General features: G+C 60.6%; 15 protein-coding genes. 9 read left to right on the top strand and 6 right to left on the bottom strand.

Features of this window, described 5'->3' with window-relative positions:
* Nucleotides 1-95 precede the first annotated feature (95 nt).
* From B3B04_RS11980 to lpxC, 4 genes are all read left to right on the top strand, one after another.
* Nucleotides 96-2,162 carry an alpha/beta hydrolase family protein gene (locus tag B3B04_RS11980; protein ID WP_292043224.1) on the top strand — a complete coding sequence of 689 codons (2,067 nt, stop codon included), beginning with the start codon at nt 96-98 and terminating at the stop codon, nt 2,160-2,162.
* 459 nt (nt 2,163-2,621) lie between these two features.
* Nucleotides 2,622-6,005, top strand: coding sequence for a TonB-dependent receptor domain-containing protein (locus tag B3B04_RS11975; RefSeq protein WP_292043222.1), 3,384 nt, complete (start codon nt 2,622-2,624; stop codon nt 6,003-6,005).
* A 377-nt stretch (nt 6,006-6,382) separates the two neighbouring features.
* Entirely contained in the window at nt 6,383-7,966 is a 1,584-nt protein-coding gene (gene ftsZ, locus B3B04_RS11970) for a cell division protein FtsZ (RefSeq protein ID WP_292043221.1), read from the top strand.
* Nucleotides 7,967-8,154: 188 nt separating this feature from the next.
* Nucleotides 8,155-9,054, top strand: a complete 900-nt coding sequence (gene lpxC, locus B3B04_RS11965; RefSeq protein ID WP_292043220.1) for a UDP-3-O-acyl-N-acetylglucosamine deacetylase — start codon at nt 8,155-8,157, stop codon at nt 9,052-9,054.
* A 62-nt stretch (nt 9,055-9,116) separates the two neighbouring features.
* Here lpxC and pgeF read toward each other — a convergent pair whose 3' ends face one another.
* Genes pgeF through lgt form a run of 3 tightly spaced genes read right to left on the bottom strand, consistent with a single transcriptional unit; the run spans nt 9,117 to nt 11,832 of the window.
* Nucleotides 9,117-9,881: a peptidoglycan editing factor PgeF gene (pgeF, locus tag B3B04_RS11960; protein ID WP_292043218.1), complete on the bottom strand. Its 765-nt coding sequence runs from the start codon at nt 9,879-9,881 to the stop codon at nt 9,117-9,119.
* Nucleotides 9,878-10,957, bottom strand: coding sequence for a class I SAM-dependent methyltransferase (locus B3B04_RS11955; RefSeq protein ID WP_292043217.1), 1,080 nt, complete (start codon nt 10,955-10,957; stop codon nt 9,878-9,880). Before B3B04_RS11955 ends, pgeF begins: the two co-directional genes overlap by 4 nt.
* Before the next feature lie 5 nt (nt 10,958-10,962).
* Nucleotides 10,963-11,832 (bottom strand): prolipoprotein diacylglyceryl transferase, encoded by an 870-nt coding sequence (gene lgt / locus B3B04_RS11950; protein ID WP_292043216.1) that lies wholly within the window; start codon nt 11,830-11,832, stop codon nt 10,963-10,965.
* Nucleotides 11,833-12,079: 247 nt separating this feature from the next.
* On the opposite strand from lgt, the gene B3B04_RS11945 reads away from it, so the two are divergent.
* From B3B04_RS11945 to B3B04_RS11935, 3 genes are all read left to right on the top strand, one after another.
* Nucleotides 12,080-12,337, top strand: a complete 258-nt coding sequence (locus B3B04_RS11945) for an accessory factor UbiK family protein (RefSeq protein ID WP_292043215.1) — start codon at nt 12,080-12,082, stop codon at nt 12,335-12,337.
* Between the two features lie 76 nt (nt 12,338-12,413).
* Nucleotides 12,414-12,917 (top strand): YbjN domain-containing protein, encoded by a 504-nt coding sequence (locus B3B04_RS11940; RefSeq protein ID WP_292043214.1) that lies wholly within the window; start codon nt 12,414-12,416, stop codon nt 12,915-12,917.
* Nucleotide 12,918: 1 nt separating this feature from the next.
* Nucleotides 12,919-13,713 (top strand): pyrroline-5-carboxylate reductase family protein, encoded by a 795-nt coding sequence (locus B3B04_RS11935; RefSeq protein WP_292043213.1) that lies wholly within the window; start codon nt 12,919-12,921, stop codon nt 13,711-13,713.
* Here the strand turns inward: B3B04_RS11935 and B3B04_RS11930 are convergent.
* The 3 genes from B3B04_RS11930 to B3B04_RS11920 form a co-directional block, all read right to left on the bottom strand.
* The gene (locus tag B3B04_RS11930; RefSeq protein WP_292043211.1) at nt 13,703-14,200 is read right to left on the bottom strand and encodes a hypothetical protein; all 498 of its coding nucleotides are present in this window, start codon (nt 14,198-14,200) and stop codon (nt 13,703-13,705) included. The genes B3B04_RS11935 and B3B04_RS11930 overlap by 11 nt on opposite strands.
* Nucleotides 14,201-14,291: 91 nt before the next feature.
* Entirely contained in the window at nt 14,292-15,641 is a 1,350-nt protein-coding gene (locus tag B3B04_RS11925; RefSeq protein ID WP_409516044.1) for an ATP-binding protein, read from the bottom strand.
* Nucleotides 15,642-15,652: 11 nt separating this feature from the next.
* The gene (locus B3B04_RS11920; protein WP_409514402.1) at nt 15,653-16,321 is read right to left on the bottom strand and encodes a response regulator; all 669 of its coding nucleotides are present in this window, start codon (nt 16,319-16,321) and stop codon (nt 15,653-15,655) included.
* Nucleotides 16,322-16,486: 165 nt separating this feature from the next.
* On the opposite strand from B3B04_RS11920, the gene B3B04_RS11915 reads away from it, so the two are divergent.
* Both B3B04_RS11915 and B3B04_RS11910 read left to right on the top strand, forming a co-directional pair.
* A complete protein-coding gene (locus B3B04_RS11915) occupies nt 16,487-17,365 on the top strand; it encodes a branched-chain amino acid aminotransferase (protein WP_292043209.1) in 879 nt (292 codons plus the stop codon).
* A 185-nt stretch (nt 17,366-17,550) separates the two neighbouring features.
* A complete protein-coding gene (locus B3B04_RS11910; RefSeq protein WP_292043208.1) occupies nt 17,551-18,822 on the top strand; it encodes a NupC/NupG family nucleoside CNT transporter in 1,272 nt (423 codons plus the stop codon).
* Nucleotides 18,823-18,871: the final 49 nt, after the last annotated feature.

Raw genomic sequence — 18,871 nt, 5'->3', positions numbered from 1 at the left:
TTTTAAACGTATTGAAGGTTGCGGTGTCGCGAAGTTGTGGCGTTTGTCTCAAATTCGCCACATGATAGCCCTGTTTCACAAAACAAAGGAATTCGATGATGGTCGTGCTCAGGAATCCCGGGATTTTGACGGCTATTGGCTTGGGTGTGTTCGGAGCTACCGTTTTGGCCTGTTCGCCTGCGCAGGCCTTGGTAAACCAAGTGGCTACTCCGCCCACCGCGCAGGCGTTTGCGCGCCGTCAGGCGATTTCAAGCGTATCCATATCGCCCGATGGCAGCCGGGTGGTGGGCATAATTGCTAGCGATGGGAGCCAACGGGTCTTGGCAATCTGGGATACCGCCAACCTAGAGGCTGCCCCGTATTTGATCGGAGTGGACGATCGTTCCGAGTTAGTGGGGGTGCAGTTTGCTAAGGACGACCGTTTGTTCGTTTCCACGCAGCAGATGGTCAATTTCTCCCTTGGAGGGGAAGCGCAACGAAGTTTCCGTCGGCGAACGCAGATTGTCGATCTTCAAGGTCAACCGGTGCGAGTAAATTTGACCTTTGACGGCTTAACTGCGGAGCAGCAGGCCTACGTCGGTGTTGGGTCAGTCGTGTCTATCCTGCCGCGGGACTCGGAATCCATTCTGACTTCAGATCCAATGAGAGGAGATATTTATAAACTTAATCTCTACGACGGTAGGGCCGAGCGTGTTCAACGTGGCTCGTCGCGTTTCTCCACCGGAGTTGCTGATCATCATGGAGAAGTCCGCTCGCGCTCTGAGATAAATTTTGATAACGGCGCCGTATATTCCGCTTTATGGCTGCGAGACGCCCAAGGTCAGTGGGCCGAACATTTCCGATCCTATGCCCGAGATCGTAAATCAGTCAGTGTTGCAGGGTTTTCTTCTGACCCCAACATCATCTTCATTAGCATGGTCCCTGATAACGGGGAGCATGAGGCGATCTTTGAGTATAATATAGCCGATCGAAAAGTCGGAGAAGAAGCGTTCGCTCACCCTATCTTTGACGCTCAGGGTGTCATTACGTCTTCATCAGACGAGGATTTCGGCGAAGCCATCGGATTTAGCTATTCGGGAGAGCGTTCACGCACGGTTTGGGTGGACGAACGTATCGCTCAGATTGAGGCGCTGGCTCGTCGCGCTCTGAATATAGAAGAAGGGTCGATTATCTGGCAGCGCGCCAATGGGGCCCCCGCGCGGCTGGGCGTTTTTACTGGCGCGGACGTGTCCCTCGTTTCCATCTCGCGCGATCGCTCCAAGGCGATCCTGAGAAAGTCGGGGCCTGACGCCCCGCCAGAGTACTACATATATCAGAACGGTCGCTTTGCCCTGCTAGGACGGGCGTATCCTGAGCTTTCCGAGCAGAACCTTGCTGAGATGGAGCTGGTTCAGTATCGGGCGCGGGACGGCCTCTATATCCCAGCTTTCTTGGTCAAGCCGGATCCCGAAACGTTTGGCGCAGGCCCTTACCCAGCTATCGTAGTGCCGCACGGGGGGCCTTGGGCGCGTGACGATGCTGAGTGGGATCTTTCAGCGTGGACACAGTACTTCGCAACCCGAGGCTATGCGGTGATACAACCGCAGTTTCGAGGGTCGTTAGGCTGGGGGCAGACCTTGTGGCGGGCAGGGGACCGTCAATGGGGGTTGGCCATGCAAGATGATTTGGACGACGCAGTGCAATACATGATTGCCGAAGGCGTAACCGTTGCTGGTCGGGTGGCTATCCACGGATATTCTTATGGAGGCTATGCCGCCATGATAGCAGCAACGCGCGAACAACCGGTTTTCGCTTGCGCTATTGCCGGGGCGGGTCCGGCGACAATCGATCTGTTCAAAAAGGGCACTTACCAAAATCGTTACCTGCGAGAGTTCCAGCACCCGACGGCGGAAGGCATTGATCCCTTGCGGTACGTGAACTCGGTATCCATTCCAGTATATCTTTACACAGGTGATCGCGACACAGTTGTAGTGCCAGCGGAATCCCGCACTTTCGCTGCCGCTCTGCAGCGAGCGGGCAAAAAGGTGAAGCTAGAGATATTGCCCAATATGGAGCATTCTTTAGGGACCTGGACCCCTGACAATATCGCTCAAATCCTCACGACAGTAGAGGAGTTCTTGAAGAACGACTGTGGCCTGCCTGGGGCGGCTAAGATCGGATAACTTTGAAATGAGAGGGTGATGCGGGCAGATTAAACGTCTGCCTGCTGACCAAAAGCAGTAATGCGTATTAAATGTCAAAAAGAAGGCCTTAAGAACAAAGTTATTTATTATACCGTATACTGCAACGCCCAAAACAATATTTAATATCATTGGTATATCGGACGAGGTCGAGCAAGTTGATCAAATTGGAATATATTTCGATTAAAATGTACGATAACGAGATTTTTTCCGCTTCACGGCTGCTATAATAATCGCAAACTGCTAATATCACCGTTTTGTCAGAATAACGGTGCGCTCCTCGTGCGTGACAAACATGTAACGATATATTCTATACCAGTGTTACTTTAAGACTTAAATACGGCGAAGTGTTGCGCCCTATGGTCAAGCATGAGACCTCGACGCGTTCATACCGTGACCCTTGTCTGACGAGATCGCGGAGTTTCGTGAAAGAGTTGTTGAATGCGCACTAAACGTACTTTCCTGCTGGGGACTTCGGTTCTGGCAGGTGTGCTGGCAGCCTCCACTGCCATGGCTCAAGAAGCCACCGGCTCGGTCGATACCGAAGCCACTCAAGTCTCCGAGATCGTTGTCACCGGTTCGCGTATCCGTCGTGACCCGGCTTCGGCTCCGACCCCGCTGATCCAAGTCTCGCAAGAGCAACTGGTCTCGAGCGGTCAGGCCACCGTCATCGACTATCTGGCCACCATTCCTGCGCTGTCGAACTCGCAAGTGCCTTCGGACACCACGGGCTCTGGCCTGAACGACGGCGGTCTGTCGCTGGCTAACCTGCGCTCGCTGGGTTCGGGCCGCACGCTGACCCTGGTTGACGGTCGTCGTCACGTCGGTTCGTCGGCGGGTTCGCTGGCTGTCGACGTCGACACCATCCCGCGCCTGCTGATCCAGAACGTTGAAATCATCACCGGTGGTGCATCGTCGGTTTACGGCGCTGACGCGGTGTCGGGCGTGCTGAACTTCGTCCTGAAGAAGGACTTCGAAGGTCTGGAGATCGACTCCAACTACGCCATGATCAACAGCGATGGGCAGTCGTCCAAGCGCGTGTCGGCACTGGCAGGTAAGAACTTCTTCGACGGTCGTCTGAACGTCTATGCTCACGCTGAATACGAGCAACAAGACGAAGTGACCTCGATGGACATTGACTGGCTGCGTCGCGCGCCGGTCATGCTCGGCGTTGACGCTGACCCGGCTTCGGCTGCGGTTGGCCCGCGCAACGATGGCGTTCTGGACCAGCAGCTGTTCACCGGCGTCGTCCGTCTGGACCGTCCGCGCTGGGGTTCGCTGACTCTGGCAAACAACCAGCCGGGCAGCATTCTGACCAACCCGCTGATCCCTTACGCTGACTGCGCCGCCACCACCTCGGCAGCTTGCTATTCGGTTGATCCGTCCAAGACCTACTGGTTCGACGGCACCAACGCTCGCCTTGCCAACTTCGGCGAGCGCGTGGGCAACACCGGTGCAAACCGTCCCTACAACATCGGCGGTGACGGCGAAAACCCGGCGATGTTCTCGACCGGCAGCCGTCTGCCGAAATCGGAATCGCAGCGCTACCAAGTCGGTGGCCGTTTCGCGATCACCGAGAACATCAGCGCTTTCGCTGAAGCCAAGTACGTCACCGAAAAGACCTTTGACGAAGGCCAGCCGACCTTCTTCGACGTCTATCTGAACGACGAAACCTACGGCGCGAACCAAACCAACCGGATCATCTCGACCTCGGGTTTCCACCTGCGCTATTCGGATAACGCCTTCCTGTCGCAAGCCATGAAGGACGCTATCACGAACAACGAAGTCACCGTCTACAGCGCCCCGACGGCAACGGCGGGTGCAGTGGCAACGGGTACGGCGATTGTGCCGTGGGCCCGTCACGCAATGTTTGGTCCGATCCGTTCGCAAACCAACGAGCGTGAACTGCAACGCTACGTACTGGGCTTTGAAGGCGGCCACGACCAGTTCGGCTTCCTGAAGAATATCGCCTGGGATGCAGCCTACACCTACGGTAAGGTCGACATCGTCAACGCTGAACGCGGCGTGGACATCGAGCGCTTCAATTTTGCGGCTGACTCGGTCGTCGACCAACTGGGTCTGGTGAACGGCAACGCAGGTGAAATCGTCTGCCGCGTTCAGCTGATCAACGCCCAAAACCCAGCTATGCGTCTGCTGGGCAAGGACGCCGACGGCAAGACCATCGTCATCAACGAAGGCATGCAAGACTATGCCCGCGGCGGTGACGTGCGCGAGAGCGAAGCCGGCCGTGCAGCTATCGACGCTTGTAAGCCGCTGAACATCTTCGGTGCTGGCAACCAGTCGGCCGAAGCCATGGAATATGTGGATGCCACCATCCACGTCCGTCAGCAAAACGTTCAAGAAAACTTCGCAGCATCGGTTTCCAGCCAGCTGTGGGACTTCTGGGGCGCTGGCCCGCTGGGCGTGGCTGTCGGTGCTGAATGGCGTAAGGAATACACCGAAGCCGTTGGCCGCGACCGTGAAACCGGCGACCGTCTTCTGTTCCTGAACGGCGGCGCTGATTTCGAAGGCGCTTCGTATGAGTCGAAGGAACTGTTCGGCGAACTGTCGGTGCCGCTGTTCCGTGACAGCATGCTGGGCGAATACGCCGAACTGTCGGCTTCGTACCGCTATTCGGACTACACCACCGTTGGTGAGCAGAATGTCTACGGCGTGAACCTGGTCTACCGTCCGATCTCGGACATCACCTTCAAGACCTCGTTCAACACCTCGATCCGTGTTCCGTCGCTGAGCGAGAACTTCTCGCCGCTGTCGGAAACCTATGCGAACAGCTTCGTTGATCCGTGTGCAACCAGCGCTATCGCCGGTGTTGCAGACGCCGAGAAGAAGCAAAACCGCATCAAGAATTGTACGATCCTGGCTGAGCAAATGGGCCTGTCGTATGATTTCGGTTCGGTGACGGCTGACAACTCGGACGACTACGCTCCGGATTACAACACCACGGGCGGCATCTCGGGCCGCAGCGGCGGTAACCCGATGCTGGAACCGGAAGAGTCGGAATCCTTCACCTTCTCGACCGTTCTGCGTCCGCGTTTCATTCCGAACCTGATGGTGACGCTGGACTACTACGACATCGAGCTGACCAACGTCATCGCTTCGGTGACCGCCCAAACCGCAGCCAATACCTGCGTTGAAGGTGCCTCGCTGAACCAGCAGTCGTGCTCGACCATCTTCCGCGAGATGGAAGCGCACGCCGATCCGCAGACCAAAGAGCAGCGCTCGGAAGCCTTCAAGATCGGTGGCAACGCTCTCTACGACGCGTTCATCCAAGGCTCGATCAACTACGCCAAGCGTAACGTTCGTGGTCTGGACTTCGGTGCTCGCTACTATCTGAACACCGAAGATTTCGGCAAGAACTGGGGTTCGTTCGATTACTCGATCAACGGTTCCTGGCTGCTGAAGCAGGACAACTTCAACAACATTGAAGATCTGTCCGATACGACCGTTCTGGCTGGCCAGCTGTACTATCCGCGCGTCCGCCTGACCTCGTCGCTGTCGTGGACCCCGAACGACGCATGGCGCGTGACCTGGGTTGCCGACTGGCAGACCTCGCAAGACGTGCTGCACCCGCGTGATTTCATCACCGACGGCGACCGCTATGCGTTCAAGATGTCGCAATCGGGTGACTTCATGCGTAACGACCTGATCGTTCGCTGGAAGGCTCGCGAGGACCTGACGGTTCGCGCTGGTATCACGAACATCTTCGACGAAGCCCAGGCTCCGTGGCTGGGCACCACCCTGTACTCGAACTTCGACCCCTATGGTCGTCGCTTCAACATCGGCCTGAACTACACCCCTTGGTAAGTTCAGCCTGATCGACAGGTAAGGGAAAGGCAGTCCGAAAGGGCTGCCTTTTTCTTTGCTCTGGGGGCTATGAAAGGCGACCTGATTGCGAGCAAAGCCAAGGGAACAGTGAGCGTAGGAGCAGGCCCTGTCTCCGCTGGTGCATGCGGTTACGTTAGGGCTGGAGCGAGCAGGACAAAGCTTTTGAGTCGGTCTCACGTAAAAAGTTCGGAAATCCGCAATTTCCCTTATTTAGACACCTAGGCGAAACGCCGACTCATATTAGTTCGGTAATGATCCGTTAACGTTGTCGGGTCTTTTATTAACCCGCTCATAACCAATGCGATTCGGCGGGGGTCGTTTGGGATGAATGGGCAGGGTCGGAAGGTCGAAAAACAATGTCTCTCTCGCTGGTGAAGCCGCAAGCTACAGAATTGAAGCCACGGATCGTCGTTTTCGGCGTCGGCGGCGCAGGCGGTAATGCTGTTAACAATATGATCGACTCCGGTCTGGAGGGGGTCGAGTTTGTTGTGGCCAATACGGATGCCCAGCATCTGAGCTTCGCCAAGACCGACCGTCGTATCCAGCTGGGCGACACCATCACCCAGGGTCTGGGCGCAGGCGCACACCCCGAAGTCGGCATGAATGCCGCCGAGGAGTCCGCCGACGAAATTCACGCGCACCTCGAAGGCGCGCACATGGTCTTCATCACCGCCGGTATGGGCGGTGGCACCGGTACGGGTGCGGCTCCGGTGATCGCCAAGTGCGCCCGTGACCGCGGCATCCTGACCGTCGGTGTTGTGACCAAGCCCTTCACCTTCGAGGGCCGTCACCGCATGCGTCTGGCCGAAGCCGGCATTGCCGAGCTGCAGCGTTATGTCGATACCCTGATCGTCATTCCGAACCAGAACCTGTTCCGTGTCGCCAACGAACGCACCACCTTCGCCGATGCCTTCCAAATGGCGGACCAGGTGCTGCACTCGGGCGTGCGTTCGATCACCGACCTGATGATCCTGCCGGGCCTGATCAACCTCGACTTTGCCGACGTCCGTGCCGTGATGTCGGAAATGGGCAAGGCCATGATGGGCACCGGTGAGGCCACCGGTGACGACCGCGCCCTGCTGGCTGCTCAGAACGCTATCGCCAACCCGCTGCTGGACGAAACCAGCCTCAAGGGTGCCAAGGCCGTGCTGGTGAACATTACCGGCGGCATGGACATGACCCTGCTGGAAGTCGACGAAGCTGCCAACGCCATCGCTGCCGAAGTGGACGGCGACGCAAACATCATCTTCGGTGCCGCATTCGACCCGGCTCTGGAAGGCAAGGTGCGCGTGTCGGTTGTCGCCACGGGCATGGACGAAGCCGTCATCCAGCAAATCGAGCCGGTTGCCTCGTCGCTGCAAAACCGCCGTCCGGCCGATCCGGCCGCACCGGCTCCGCGCAACGAAGTCCGTATTGAACCCGTGGCTCAACCAGAGCCGGCTCCGGTGCAACCGGAACCGCAGGTGGCCCGCGCTCCCGAGCCGCGTCCGGAGGTTCGCCCCGAGCCGGTGATCCGCGACGCCCACCAGCGTCAGGATGCCCACTCGCGCAACCTTGAACCGATCGTCGATCCCTGGGTCGAGGAGTTCGAACAAGGCAAGACGGGCGGCGCGCAAAATGTGGCTGCCCAGCAGGAAGAGCAGGGCGACCTGTACATGGACCGCGAGCCGCAACGTCGTGAGCCGCCGCGTCGTCCGGAGCCGGAACCGCAAGAAGAGTATTACGAGGACTCGCACCGTCGTAGCGGGTGGTCTCTGTTCGGTCGCCGTCGCGCGGCCCCGCAGCAGCCGACCTATTCGCCGCCGCCGTCCTCGCCGAACCGCACCACGCAGCAACTGCGCCAGACCCAACAGCCGCAGTATCAGCAGCATCAGCAGCCGCAACAAATGGACGATGACGATCTGGAAATCCCGTCGTTCCTGCGCCGTCTGGCTAACTAAGGTTCGTCCTTAAGTCATTGAAAGCCCCGCACCTTTGGTGCGGGGCTTTTCTGTTGCGTAATGTCTGAAAGATTGTCGTGATTTCGAAACAATCGGAAACCGGACTTTCATACCGCGCTTGCCGAGCTTTGGTTAAAGAGGACCATCTGGCGCAGTCCGCTTGGACGCGCGATATTGTGAGTATCCGAGTGACGGTCCTGAACGACCCTTACGAACAGACGACCATGGCCCCCGCGATCTGCGCGGGCGTTGGCGTACACACCGGTCGCCGCGTGCGTCTGGTTGTGCGTCCTGCTGCCGCGGGGCAGGGGATCGTGTTCGTTCGCACGGACATCACCGATCGTGACAACCGTATTCCGGTGTCCGGCGAGGCCGTCATTGACGCCCGCCTGAACACCATGATTGCCAACGGCGATGACGTTCGTCTGTCGACCATCGAGCACCTGATGGCCGCCCTGTCGGCCATGAATATCTCGAACGCGGTGATCGAGGTCGACGGCCCTGAACTGCCGATCCTTGACGGTTCGGCCTTGCCGTTCGTGCAACTGCTGGATCGCGCGGGTTTCCGCCGTCAGGAACAGCCGCGCCGCTATATCGAGATACTCAAGACCGTCCACGTTGAGGAGGGCGACAAGCACGCCGCTCTGATGCCGTGCGACCGTTTTGAAATGCGCTTTGAAATCGACTTCCCGACGCCGGTCATCGGCAATCAGGTGATCGACTTCGTAGTGGACGAAAAGACCTTCCGTTCGGAAATTATGTCGGCCCGCACCTTTGGTTTCGCCCATGAGGTTGAAGCCCTACGTCAGGCCGGTCTGGCCCGTGGCGGTTCGCTGGAAAATGCCGTGGTGATCGACGGCGACGAAATCCTGAACCCCGGCGGCCTGCGCATGGAACGCGAGTTCGTGCGCCACAAGGCTCTGGACGCCATCGGCGACCTGTATGTGCTGGGTGCACCGCTGATGGGCCGCTACGAAGGCTATAAGGCCGGTCACCAGTTGAACAACAAACTGGTCCGCGCCCTGCTGGCCCAACCGGATGCCTATCGCGTGGTGACCCGCGTGCCGGACATGGCGATGGCGGGCTAAGCCACCAATCCCGATAAAGAAAAGGCCCGCTGGATCGCTCCGGCGGGCCTTTTTGTTGGGGCTTAAATAAGGGCGATGGCCCCGATCAGGCGTCCGAAGTCCGGCTCGCCATTCAGATAGGCGCGGCGGTTGGAATAGAAGCGGGCTTCGTTGGTGCGGGTATCATCGCCGGTCCAAGCTGCGTGTTGCACGCCAGCCTGATCCAGTCGCCACAGCACAAAGCCGGGCAGGTCGAACTGGCGTTTGTCCTTGGCCGTTCCGGCGGCAAAGAAGCGCTCGCTGCCGGGGGCCTCGGTGGCAAAGCGGGCCTGATAGTCCGCGCCCACCTCATAGGAGGTCTGGGAGATGCACGGACCGACGACGGCGCGGATGCGCTCGACTGCGGCCCCTTGTTGGACCATGGCCTCGACCGTGGCCTGAATGATGCCGCCCAGTGCGCCCTTCCAACCGGCATGGGCAGTGGCGACCACGCGGGCCTCGGCGTCGGCAAACAGAATGGGGGCGCAGTCCGCTGTCAGAACCGTCGCAACCGGTCCGGCCACGGCGGTGACGACCGCATCGCCTTCGGGGCGTTCGCCGCTCCAGCCCTGATTGGCAACTACGGCGTGGGCCGAGTGGACCTGATAGCAGCCGCAAAGATCGTCATAGTCGCGACCGAACCATGCGGCGACGCGGCGGCGGTTCTCGGCCACGTGGGCGGGATCGTCCTTGGAGCCGACGCCGCAGTTCAGCCCTTCATACAGGCCCTGCGACACGCCGCCCTCGCGGGTGAAGAAGCCGTGGCGAATGCCGGGCAGGTCCAGCAGCGGGTGTGTAATGGGCGTCATGCGTCAAACCCCGGCACGATCAGGCTGCGTGGAGAGAAGATGGCGGCTACTTTGAACAGCTGGCCCATCTGGTCATAGGAGGTCAGGCGCTCGAACTGGCGACGGATGATCGGCTCTGCCTCGGGGCGCGCGGCGGCCAGAGCGGCGGCGCGGTGCTCGATACCCAGACGCCCCAGAAACTCCGCCTGGGTGATGCAGCCCGTTACATCGGCCCCGCTGCGCACGGCGGCCTCCAGTACCAGCGGATAGTCGGCCCACTGGGTCAGGTCGGCTTCACCCGGCTCTTCCAGCGGATGCACCTTGGTGTGTCGCTTGAGGGCCTGAAGGGTGTCGCCCGCTTCGGGTCTGGCGCGGCCATAGTCGATCAGAAGCGCCGCTCCGCCGGTCTGGGCGATCAGGGTCGCCACATCACGCGCAAAGCCCGCCTGCTGTTCGGAAATCTCCAGAATCCGGCCCGGCTCGATATCCAGCGGCGGCTCTTCAAAGCCTTCGCTGATGGCAGTCAGGCCAAAGGTCAGGTCGCCATCGTCGGTCACACCGATGCGGCGCTCGGCCCAGCCGCCTTCGGTGCGTACGAACTGGCGTGCGGGCAGGCAGTCTAGCACCTCGTTGGCGATCAGGATAACCGGCGCATCGGTTTCGATCTTGTGCAGAGCCGAGACCCAGCGCGGCGACAGATCGGCGTCCGACAGGCGCTTTTCCTGTTCCCTGCGCAGCGGCAGGCTGGGCTCGATCAGGATTAGTTCGGCGGCTTCCAGAAAATCGGGCGACAGGCGCGCGGCGCGAAGCGCATCGCTCATCAGCGTGCCATCACCGGGGCCCACCTCGACCAGACGTACCTTCTCCGGTGCACCCAGACGCTGCCACGTTTCCACGGCCCACAGGCCTAGCAGTTCGCCGAACATCTGGCTGACCATCGGGGCGGTGATGAAGTCGCCCCGCTCGCCCAGCGCCGGACGGGTGGCGTAATAGCCGCCTTTGGGATCGTGCAGGCAGCGCGTCACATAGTCGGCAATGGTCATGGGGCCGGTGAGGGTGATTTCCCGCACCAGCCTTTGCTTCAAACTCTCACTCATGGCTGTCAGCCTTCGGCTACAGGTCGCTTCAGCGCACGCACAATCAGGATCAGGCCCACGATGATCATGGGGATCGACAGGATCATGCCCATGGTCAGGCCCAGCGGCAGGTTCGCCAGATGGGCGTCCGGCTCACGCACGGTTTCCAGCGCGGCCCGCGAGGCCCCGTAACCCACCAGAAACAGGCCGGTGACAAAGCCCGGACGCTTCAGCATACCAAAGCTCCAGATCGCCAGCGACAGGATGACCAACAGGGCCAGCCCTTCCAGACCGGCTTCATAAAGCTGGCTGGGGTGACGCGGCACGTCGCCAGCGGGGCAGAAGCCATAGGTTTGCAGGATGCGTTCATTACAGAAGCGAATGGCCCACGGCACCGTCGTCTCGCGTCCCCACAGCTCGCCGTTGATGAAGTTGGCCAGACGGCCGAACATCAGCCCGATCGGCACAACAGGCGCGATCAGATCGCCAAGGTTCAGCGGATTGATCTTCTTGCGCCATGCAAAGACCGAAACGGCCAGCACCACGCCGAGGAAGCCGCCGTGGAAGCTCATGCCGCCGGTCCACATCTGGAGGATTTCCAGACGCTCTCCGAGAGAGCTGCCGGTGAATATCTGGCCGAACAGTTGCGGCTGATAGAAGAGGGCATAACCGAAACGCCCGCCCAGAATGATGCCCAGTACAATCCAGAACACCAGATCGTCCAGTTGCGGGCCCGTCAGCGGCGGCTTGCCACCGGCCCACAGGCGCGGCGTCTTGACCAGTCGCGTCGCATACCACCAGCCCAGAATGATGCCGGCGATATAGGCCAGCGCATACCAGCGGATCGGTAGCGGGCCGAGGTGGATGAGGACGGGATCGAACTCGGGAAAGGGCAAAGGGCAGCTCCTGCGTGATCGTGAACAGGATTTAGCAGGGAAATCTACCGGCGTCGCCCCATGGTTGAGCGCGAGTTGTCCAGTAACGGCAAGAAAACCCGCCGTTTATGTGCCGTTTTGAATCACTGAATTCGTCAAACTTCGAAATTTGTCATTCGGCTTGAACAATAGGGCGAAGCAGCAGATTTAAAGGTTTCGTTCACCAAATCAGGTGAAGTTTTCTTAACCAAATCCGGAGGGAAAGCACATGCAGACCCGCAATCCTATTCTCGACGAAATCGCCAAGATGACGACGGGGGCTATGGGCTTGGCCCAGGCTGCCGGAGAAGAGGCCAAGACGGCTTGGCGCGCACAGGCCGATCGTCTGGTCGCCGAAATGGATTTGGTGCGTCGTGACGAGTTCGACGTCCTCAAGGACGAAATCGCCGCCTTGCGCGCCGAGATCGCGGCCTTGAAGGCGGATAAGAGCAACCCCTCCACAGAATCGCAAGATTCGGCCCGTTGAGCCGAATCTCCGAACACGCCTACCGTCCTTTTTGCGGCCTTGTTGAGTCGCTCCCGTTTGAGAAGTTGAAGCCCTGATGGACGCCGCTAGACCCGACGAGGTCGAACTGCCTTTTGATCCGCTGGACGTGGTCGAACACGTTCTTGTCGCGGAGAACCTGCCGTTCGACCGCACGGACGAAGGCGACCTGGCCTTTGAACTGGCCGGGAGCTGGAAGGACTATGAACTGTGGTTCGCGTGGCGCCCCGAGGGAGACTGCCTGCAGCTGTGTCTGGCGCTGGACCTGCGGGTGTCCAAGTCACGCCGCGCCGCCGCCTATGAACTGGCCTCGATGATCAACCAGCGCACCTGGCTGGGCCATTTCGAGATCTGGCCGGACGAGGGTGAAATCGTTTTCCGCCATGCTCTGGCCTTGCCGCACGGCGAGCGCCCGACGCTGGCACAGGCCGCCTCCATGATCGACGCTGCCGTCGAGGCCGCAGATCGTTATTATCCGGCGTTCGATTTCATGGTCCGTGGCTCGAAGAAGCCGCAGGAAGCCATCGACGCCTGTCTGTTTGAAACCGTAGGTAACGCCTAAAATGTCCAATGCAGTTGTTCTTCAAGGTGTCGGTCGTCTGGGTTCGGCCATTCTTGAAGGGTGGCTGCTGACAGGGGCGATCGATCCCAAGGATCTGGTCATCCTGACCCCCAGCGAAAAGCCTGCCGCCCAGAGGGCGCGCGCGCTGGGTGCCCGCATCAATCCGCCGCTGGAAGACCTCGCACAGGCCAAGGCCTTTGTGATCGGGGTAAAGCCTGCCAAATGGGCGGAGGCTTCCAAGGCTGTTCTGCCGCACCTGAACAAGGATGCCGTGATCGTCTCGGTCATGGCCGGTGTGCCAGAGGCCACCATTTCCGAAGGTTTTGAAGGCCGCAAGGTCGTGCGCGTTATGCCCACCACGGGCGTGGCCCATGGCAAGGGCGTGGCCAGCCTGTGGTCGTCGGACAAGGCGGCCTTTGATCTGGGCCTGAAACTGTTCGAGCCCATCGCCGAGACGGCCATTCTGGAGAGCGAAGACCTGATGCACGCGGCCACCGCCGTGTCGGGTTGCGGTCCGGCCTATTTCTTTGCCTTTACGCGCGCCCTGGCCGAGGCGGGCATCGCCGAAGGCCTGCCGCAAGACGTCGCCATCAAACTGGCCCGCGCGACCTTGCGCTCGGCAGCATCGGGCGTGTCGGGCACCGAGACGCTGGATGCCCTGATCGACCGCGTGGCCTCGCCGGGCGGTGTGACGGCTGCGGGTCTGGTGGTGCTGAACGAAAACGGCGCCCTCGACCGTCCGGTCAAAGGCGCCGTGAAAGCGGCTGTCGATAAATCAACCGAGCTTAGCGCGTAACGAAGCGCCCGTTGGCCAGATTATTGGCCAGACGGTCATAGGCACGACTGGCGTCATGCCACGTCGTTGCGCCGACCGCGTCGCGGATCGTAGGGCTATAGTAGCTGTACTTTACCGGCTGCACCGTGCCGTCGGCCAAGGTCACTGTGCCCTCGAACGATGCACCGCCGATGGACAGGCTGCGTATAGCGTCCAGACCCGGACGGTCCGATAGCTGTTGGATAGTCGGGCGGTTGGGCTTCAGGTCCTTGATCACCAGGTCGATCTTGGCACCATCCAGCGCGTCTTGGCGCGTCAGGGTGCGTTCGACCGTACGAATGATGTCAGACACCTGTTGGTCCACCTCGCGTTGACCCAGCTTTTGGGCGTCGGAGGCAAACTCAGGGGCGATGGTCACGCTGACGGCTTCGGGCTGGGCCCAAGCGCTGCCTGCCATTACCAGCGTCGCAGCGCCGGCGATCAGTGCCGTGTGTGCAAAAATGCGCATCTTGAACACTCCTATATGTCCAGGCCCCCCTGGAACCCGATGAACATGGTTCAGCGCGTACGGTAACGCTAGGGGGTGTTGTAAAATTTGATCAACCGGGCAGGCGGATAGAGGCTTTCAGCCCCCCCAGATCGCTGCGGTCCAGAAGGATATCGCCGCCGTGGCTGCGAGCCACGTCGCGGGCAATGGCCATGCCCAGACCCACGCCCTTGCGGTTTTGGCTGCGTGACGGGTCCAGTCGCGAGAAGGGCCGAAACGCCTCTTCGCGCATGTCATCGGGAATGCCGGGACCGTCGTCCTCTATCACGACCTCCACACCGCCGGAGGGCAGTTCGCGGGCCGACAGACGCACCTTCTCCCCGTGGGAAGCCGCATTTCCTGCCAGATTACTGAGCGCGCGGCGGAAGGCCATGGGGCGCAGCGGTGTGGTCAGGGAAGGGGGTACGTTCAGCTCTACCTCGGCACCGGCCAGTTTTACATCGTCGGCGGCGCGGTTCAGCATCTGGACCAGATCGACGCTGGTGGTCGGTTCTCCGGCTTCGCCACGGGCAAAGGCTAGATATTCGTCGATCATATGCTCCATCTCGTCCATGTCCTGACGCATGGCTTCGGCCCGTTTGAAGGGCGGAGCCAGCGCCAGCTCTAGACGCAGACGGGTCAGCGGTGTGCGCAGGTCGTGGCTGACCGAGGCCAGCATGGCGGTGCGCTGGTCGATATGGCGCTGAATGCGGTCACGCATGTCCAAAAAGGCACTGGCGGCGGCGCGCACTTCACGCGCGCCATGCGGTTTGAAGCGCGGCACGGACTCGCCGCGACCAAAGGCTTCTGCCGCCTCGGCGAGACGTTCAATCGTGCGCACCTGATTGCGGATAAACAGCACGGCCACCGACAACAGCAGGAAGGTCGCCAGCATCAGCCACAGCACAAAGATATGGGCCTGTGTGGCCACGGCGCGCTCGCGCGGGGCGATGATCCGCAGCACGCCATCGGGTTCCTGCACGCGGATATCGACATAGGCCGGATAGCGGGTGGTGTCGTACCAGAACGGCTGATCCAGTCGTCCGCGCAGGGCTGCTTCCAGCGTGCGGTCCACCACACCCAGCGGGCCGCGTTCGATGCTGTCCGGCAAGACAGCGTCTTCCTGCAGCGCGATGGAGAGCTGCATGTTGCGCTCGGCCCGATCAATAATGATCGACAGGTTTTCCGGCGTCGGGTCGTCGCGATAGGACTCCGCCGCCCAGGCGATATCGCCCGCCAGACCGTCCGACAGGCGTGCGGTCACGGTCTGCCAGTGGGCGTCGAAGAAGGCAAAGGTCACCGCGCCCTGCATGATCAGCACAGGGATGACGATGATCAGCAGGGATCGCCCCCACAGCGATGTCGGCAGGCGGCGCTTGATCCAGCGCGCCCAGACGTTCAACGGGGTGACCCGCAACCGCATGCTTCAAACTCTCAATCGGGGGCCAGCATATAGCCGACGCCGCGCACGGTTTGCAGGTAGCGCGGGTTCTTGGGATCGACTTCCAGCTTGCGGCGCAGGCGCGTGACCTGAACATCGACCGCGCGGCCGGTGATGTCGGCAGTGTCGGGCGACAGGTCCATACGCTCGACAGGCGCGTGGGCATTGATGGCCAGGGTCTTCAGCAGCTGGGCCTCGGCCTCGGTCAGGCGCTGGGGCTGGCCGTTTACGGTCAGTTCCAGCCGCTCCATGTTGAAGACGGCGGGGCCCATCTTGATTTCCTTGGCCGTCAGCGGCTTGCCGCCCGTGCGGCGCAGGATGGCCTCGATGCGCAGTGCCAGTTCGCGCGGATCGAACGGCTTGGACATGTAGTCGTCGGCCCCGCGCGACAGACCCTCGATGCGATCATTCGGATCGCCCTTGGCCGTCAGCAGCAGCACCGGCGTCTTGGACAGGGCCGCCTGTGAGCGGATCCACGTCGTCAGATCAAACCCGCTTTCGCCCGGCATCATGACGTCCAGCACGATCAGGTCGAACTCGATCAGTTCAACCAGACGGCGAGCGGCACCCGCGTGGGCGGCTCCGGTCACGCGATAGCCTTCACGGGCCAGAAACTCTTTAAGCAGTTCGCGGATGCGGTCATCGTCATCGACAATGAGCAGATGACGCCCGCTGCCCGGCGCGGCAACGGGACCGGAACGGCTGCTGGGGCGAAGGTCGTTAAGGCTCAACGGAGCACTCCGGAAGAAAAGTCGTAGGTGACGGCGTTGACGAGACGGCCGTCGAGGCGTCTAAAGCAACCACTGGTGTAGGGAGATTGTATAGCAGTGGCCATCGTTCCTTTTGATGATCGTGACGGTTGGATCTGGTTCGACGGGGAATTCATTCCCTGGCGAGACGCAAAAACCCACGTCCTTACTCATGGCCTCCACTATGGCTCATCCGTTTTCGAGGGTGAGCGTATGTACAATGGCGAAATCTTCAAGCTCACCGAGCACAGCGAACGCCTGAAGCGTTCGGCAGAGCTGCTGGACTTCGAGATTCCCTATAGCGTGGCCGAGATCGATCAGGCCTGCAAGGACACCTGCGAACGCAATGGCCTGACAGACTGCTATATTCGTCCTGTCGCCTATCTGGGCGCGGACAAGCTGTCGGTCTCCTCGATCGGTAACACGGTGCATCTGGCCATCGCGGCCTGGGAATGGCCGTCTTACTTCGATCCGGAAGTAAAGAAGAAGGGCATCGCTCTGGAATGGGCGAAATGGCGTCGTCCCGATCCGGCAACGGCTCCGTCCACGGCCAAGGCTGCGGGTCTGTACATGATCTGCACCATGTCCAAGAACGCTGCCGAGCAGCGCGGCTTTGCGGATGCCCTGATGCTGGACTGGCGCGGCTATGTGGCCGAGGCCACCGGTGCCAACGTCTTTTTCGTCAAGGAGGGTGTGATCCACACGCCGGACGTGTCGAACATCCTGAACGGCATCACCCGCCAGACCGTGATCGATCTGGCCCGTGCCAAGGGCATCGAGGTCGTCATCCGTGACATCAATCCCGAAGAGCTGTCGGACTTCTCGGAATGTTTCCTGACCGGGTCTGCCGCCGAAGTGACCCCGGTGGGTCAGGTGGCCGAATACAACTTCGTCCCCGGCGACATCAGCCTCGGCCTGATGACCGACTACGAAAAACTGGTACGCGGCCAGCTGTAAGCCACCGCGAAAACCGGACTGGAAAGGGCGGCATGTCACAGGACATGCCGCTTTTTCTTCGTTGAGACCAAAGAATGTTGGAAAAACCCAGCCGAAGCGGGGCGGGGCTCTTGCCATCAGGGTGTGGGTGTCGTTGAAGCGGGGTTTGGACCAAGCCGGACAGTCCGGCGAAGAGATGCCGGATTATGTTCAATCTGTTGAACCTTCAGAGCCTGCTTGGCCTTGCTGCGATTGTTGGCCTTTGCTGGGCCGTGTCGGAGAACCGCAAGCGTTTTCCGTGGCGACTGGCCATTGGAGCAATCCTGCTGCAGTTCGCGCTGATCCTTGCGACGTTTGCCATCCCGGGCTCGCAGGTGGTTCTGGACGGCATCAATAACTCGGTGAAGGGGCTGGAAGAAGCCACCGCCAAGGGCACCCAGTTTGTGTTCGGCTATTTGGCCGGTGGCGATCAGCCCTATGTGGTGCAGAACCAGGGCGCGCTGTTCACCTTTGCCTTTAACGTCCTGCCGCTGGTGATCGTGATTTCGGCGCTGTCGGCGCTGCTGTGGCACTGGCGTATTCTGAAATGGCTGACGCTGGGCTTTGGCTTCCTGTTCCAGCGCACCATGGGTCTGGGCGGTGCCTCGGCTTTGGCTGTGGCGGCCAACATCTTCCTCGGCATGGTTGAAACACCGCTGGTCATCCGCGCCTATCTGGACAAGCTGTCGCGTTCGGAAATCTTCCTGATGATGGTGGTGGGTCTGGGGACCGTCGCCGGCTCGACCATGGTGGCCTATGCGACCATCCTGTCGCCGGTGCTGACCAATGCGGCGGGTCACGTGCTGGTCGCCTCGGTGGTATCGGCCCCCGCAGCCGTGCTGCTGGCGCGCATCATCATTCCGGAAAAGCCCGGCGAGGGCGGCGAGAATGCCAATTATTCCTCGGCCCTGAAATACGACAGCGCCATCGACGCCATCGTCAAAGGCACGGCTGACGGCCTGATGGTGGTGCTGAACATCTCGGCAGTGCTGATCACCTTTGTGGCCTTTGTGGCGCTGGTGAATGTGATCCTCGGCAACTTCTGGCTGGGCGGGGAAGCCCTGTCGGTTGAACGCATTCTGGGCGTTCTGTTCGCGCCGGTGGCGTGGCTGACGGGTGTGCAGTGGTCCGAGGCCTCGCAGGCCGGTTGGCTGCTGGGCGTCAAGCTGACCCTGACCGAGTTCGTGGCCTTCATCGAACTGGGCAAGGTGGCCCCCGAGGCCATGAGCGAGCGCACGCGCATGCTGATGACCTATGCCCTGTGCGGCTTTGCCAACATCGGTTCTGTCGGCATCACGGTGACGGGCCTGTCGGTCCTGCTGCCGGAACGCCGTCAGGAAGTTCTGGGTCTGGTGTGGAAGGCCCTGCTGGGCGGTTTCCTCGCCACCCTGATGACGGCTTGCGTCGTCGGTGCCTTGCCTGCCAGCATTTTTGCCTGATAACTTCGTTCTCAAAGAAAACTGAGTGTCACGTCGGTGACGCTCGCTT

The organism is Brevundimonas sp. UBA5713 (genome assembly GCF_002419815.1).
Classification (GTDB): domain Bacteria; phylum Pseudomonadota; class Alphaproteobacteria; order Caulobacterales; family Caulobacteraceae; genus Brevundimonas.
Note: the sequence above shows the minus strand (reverse complement) of the source record. Positions and strands in the feature narration are given on the sequence as shown.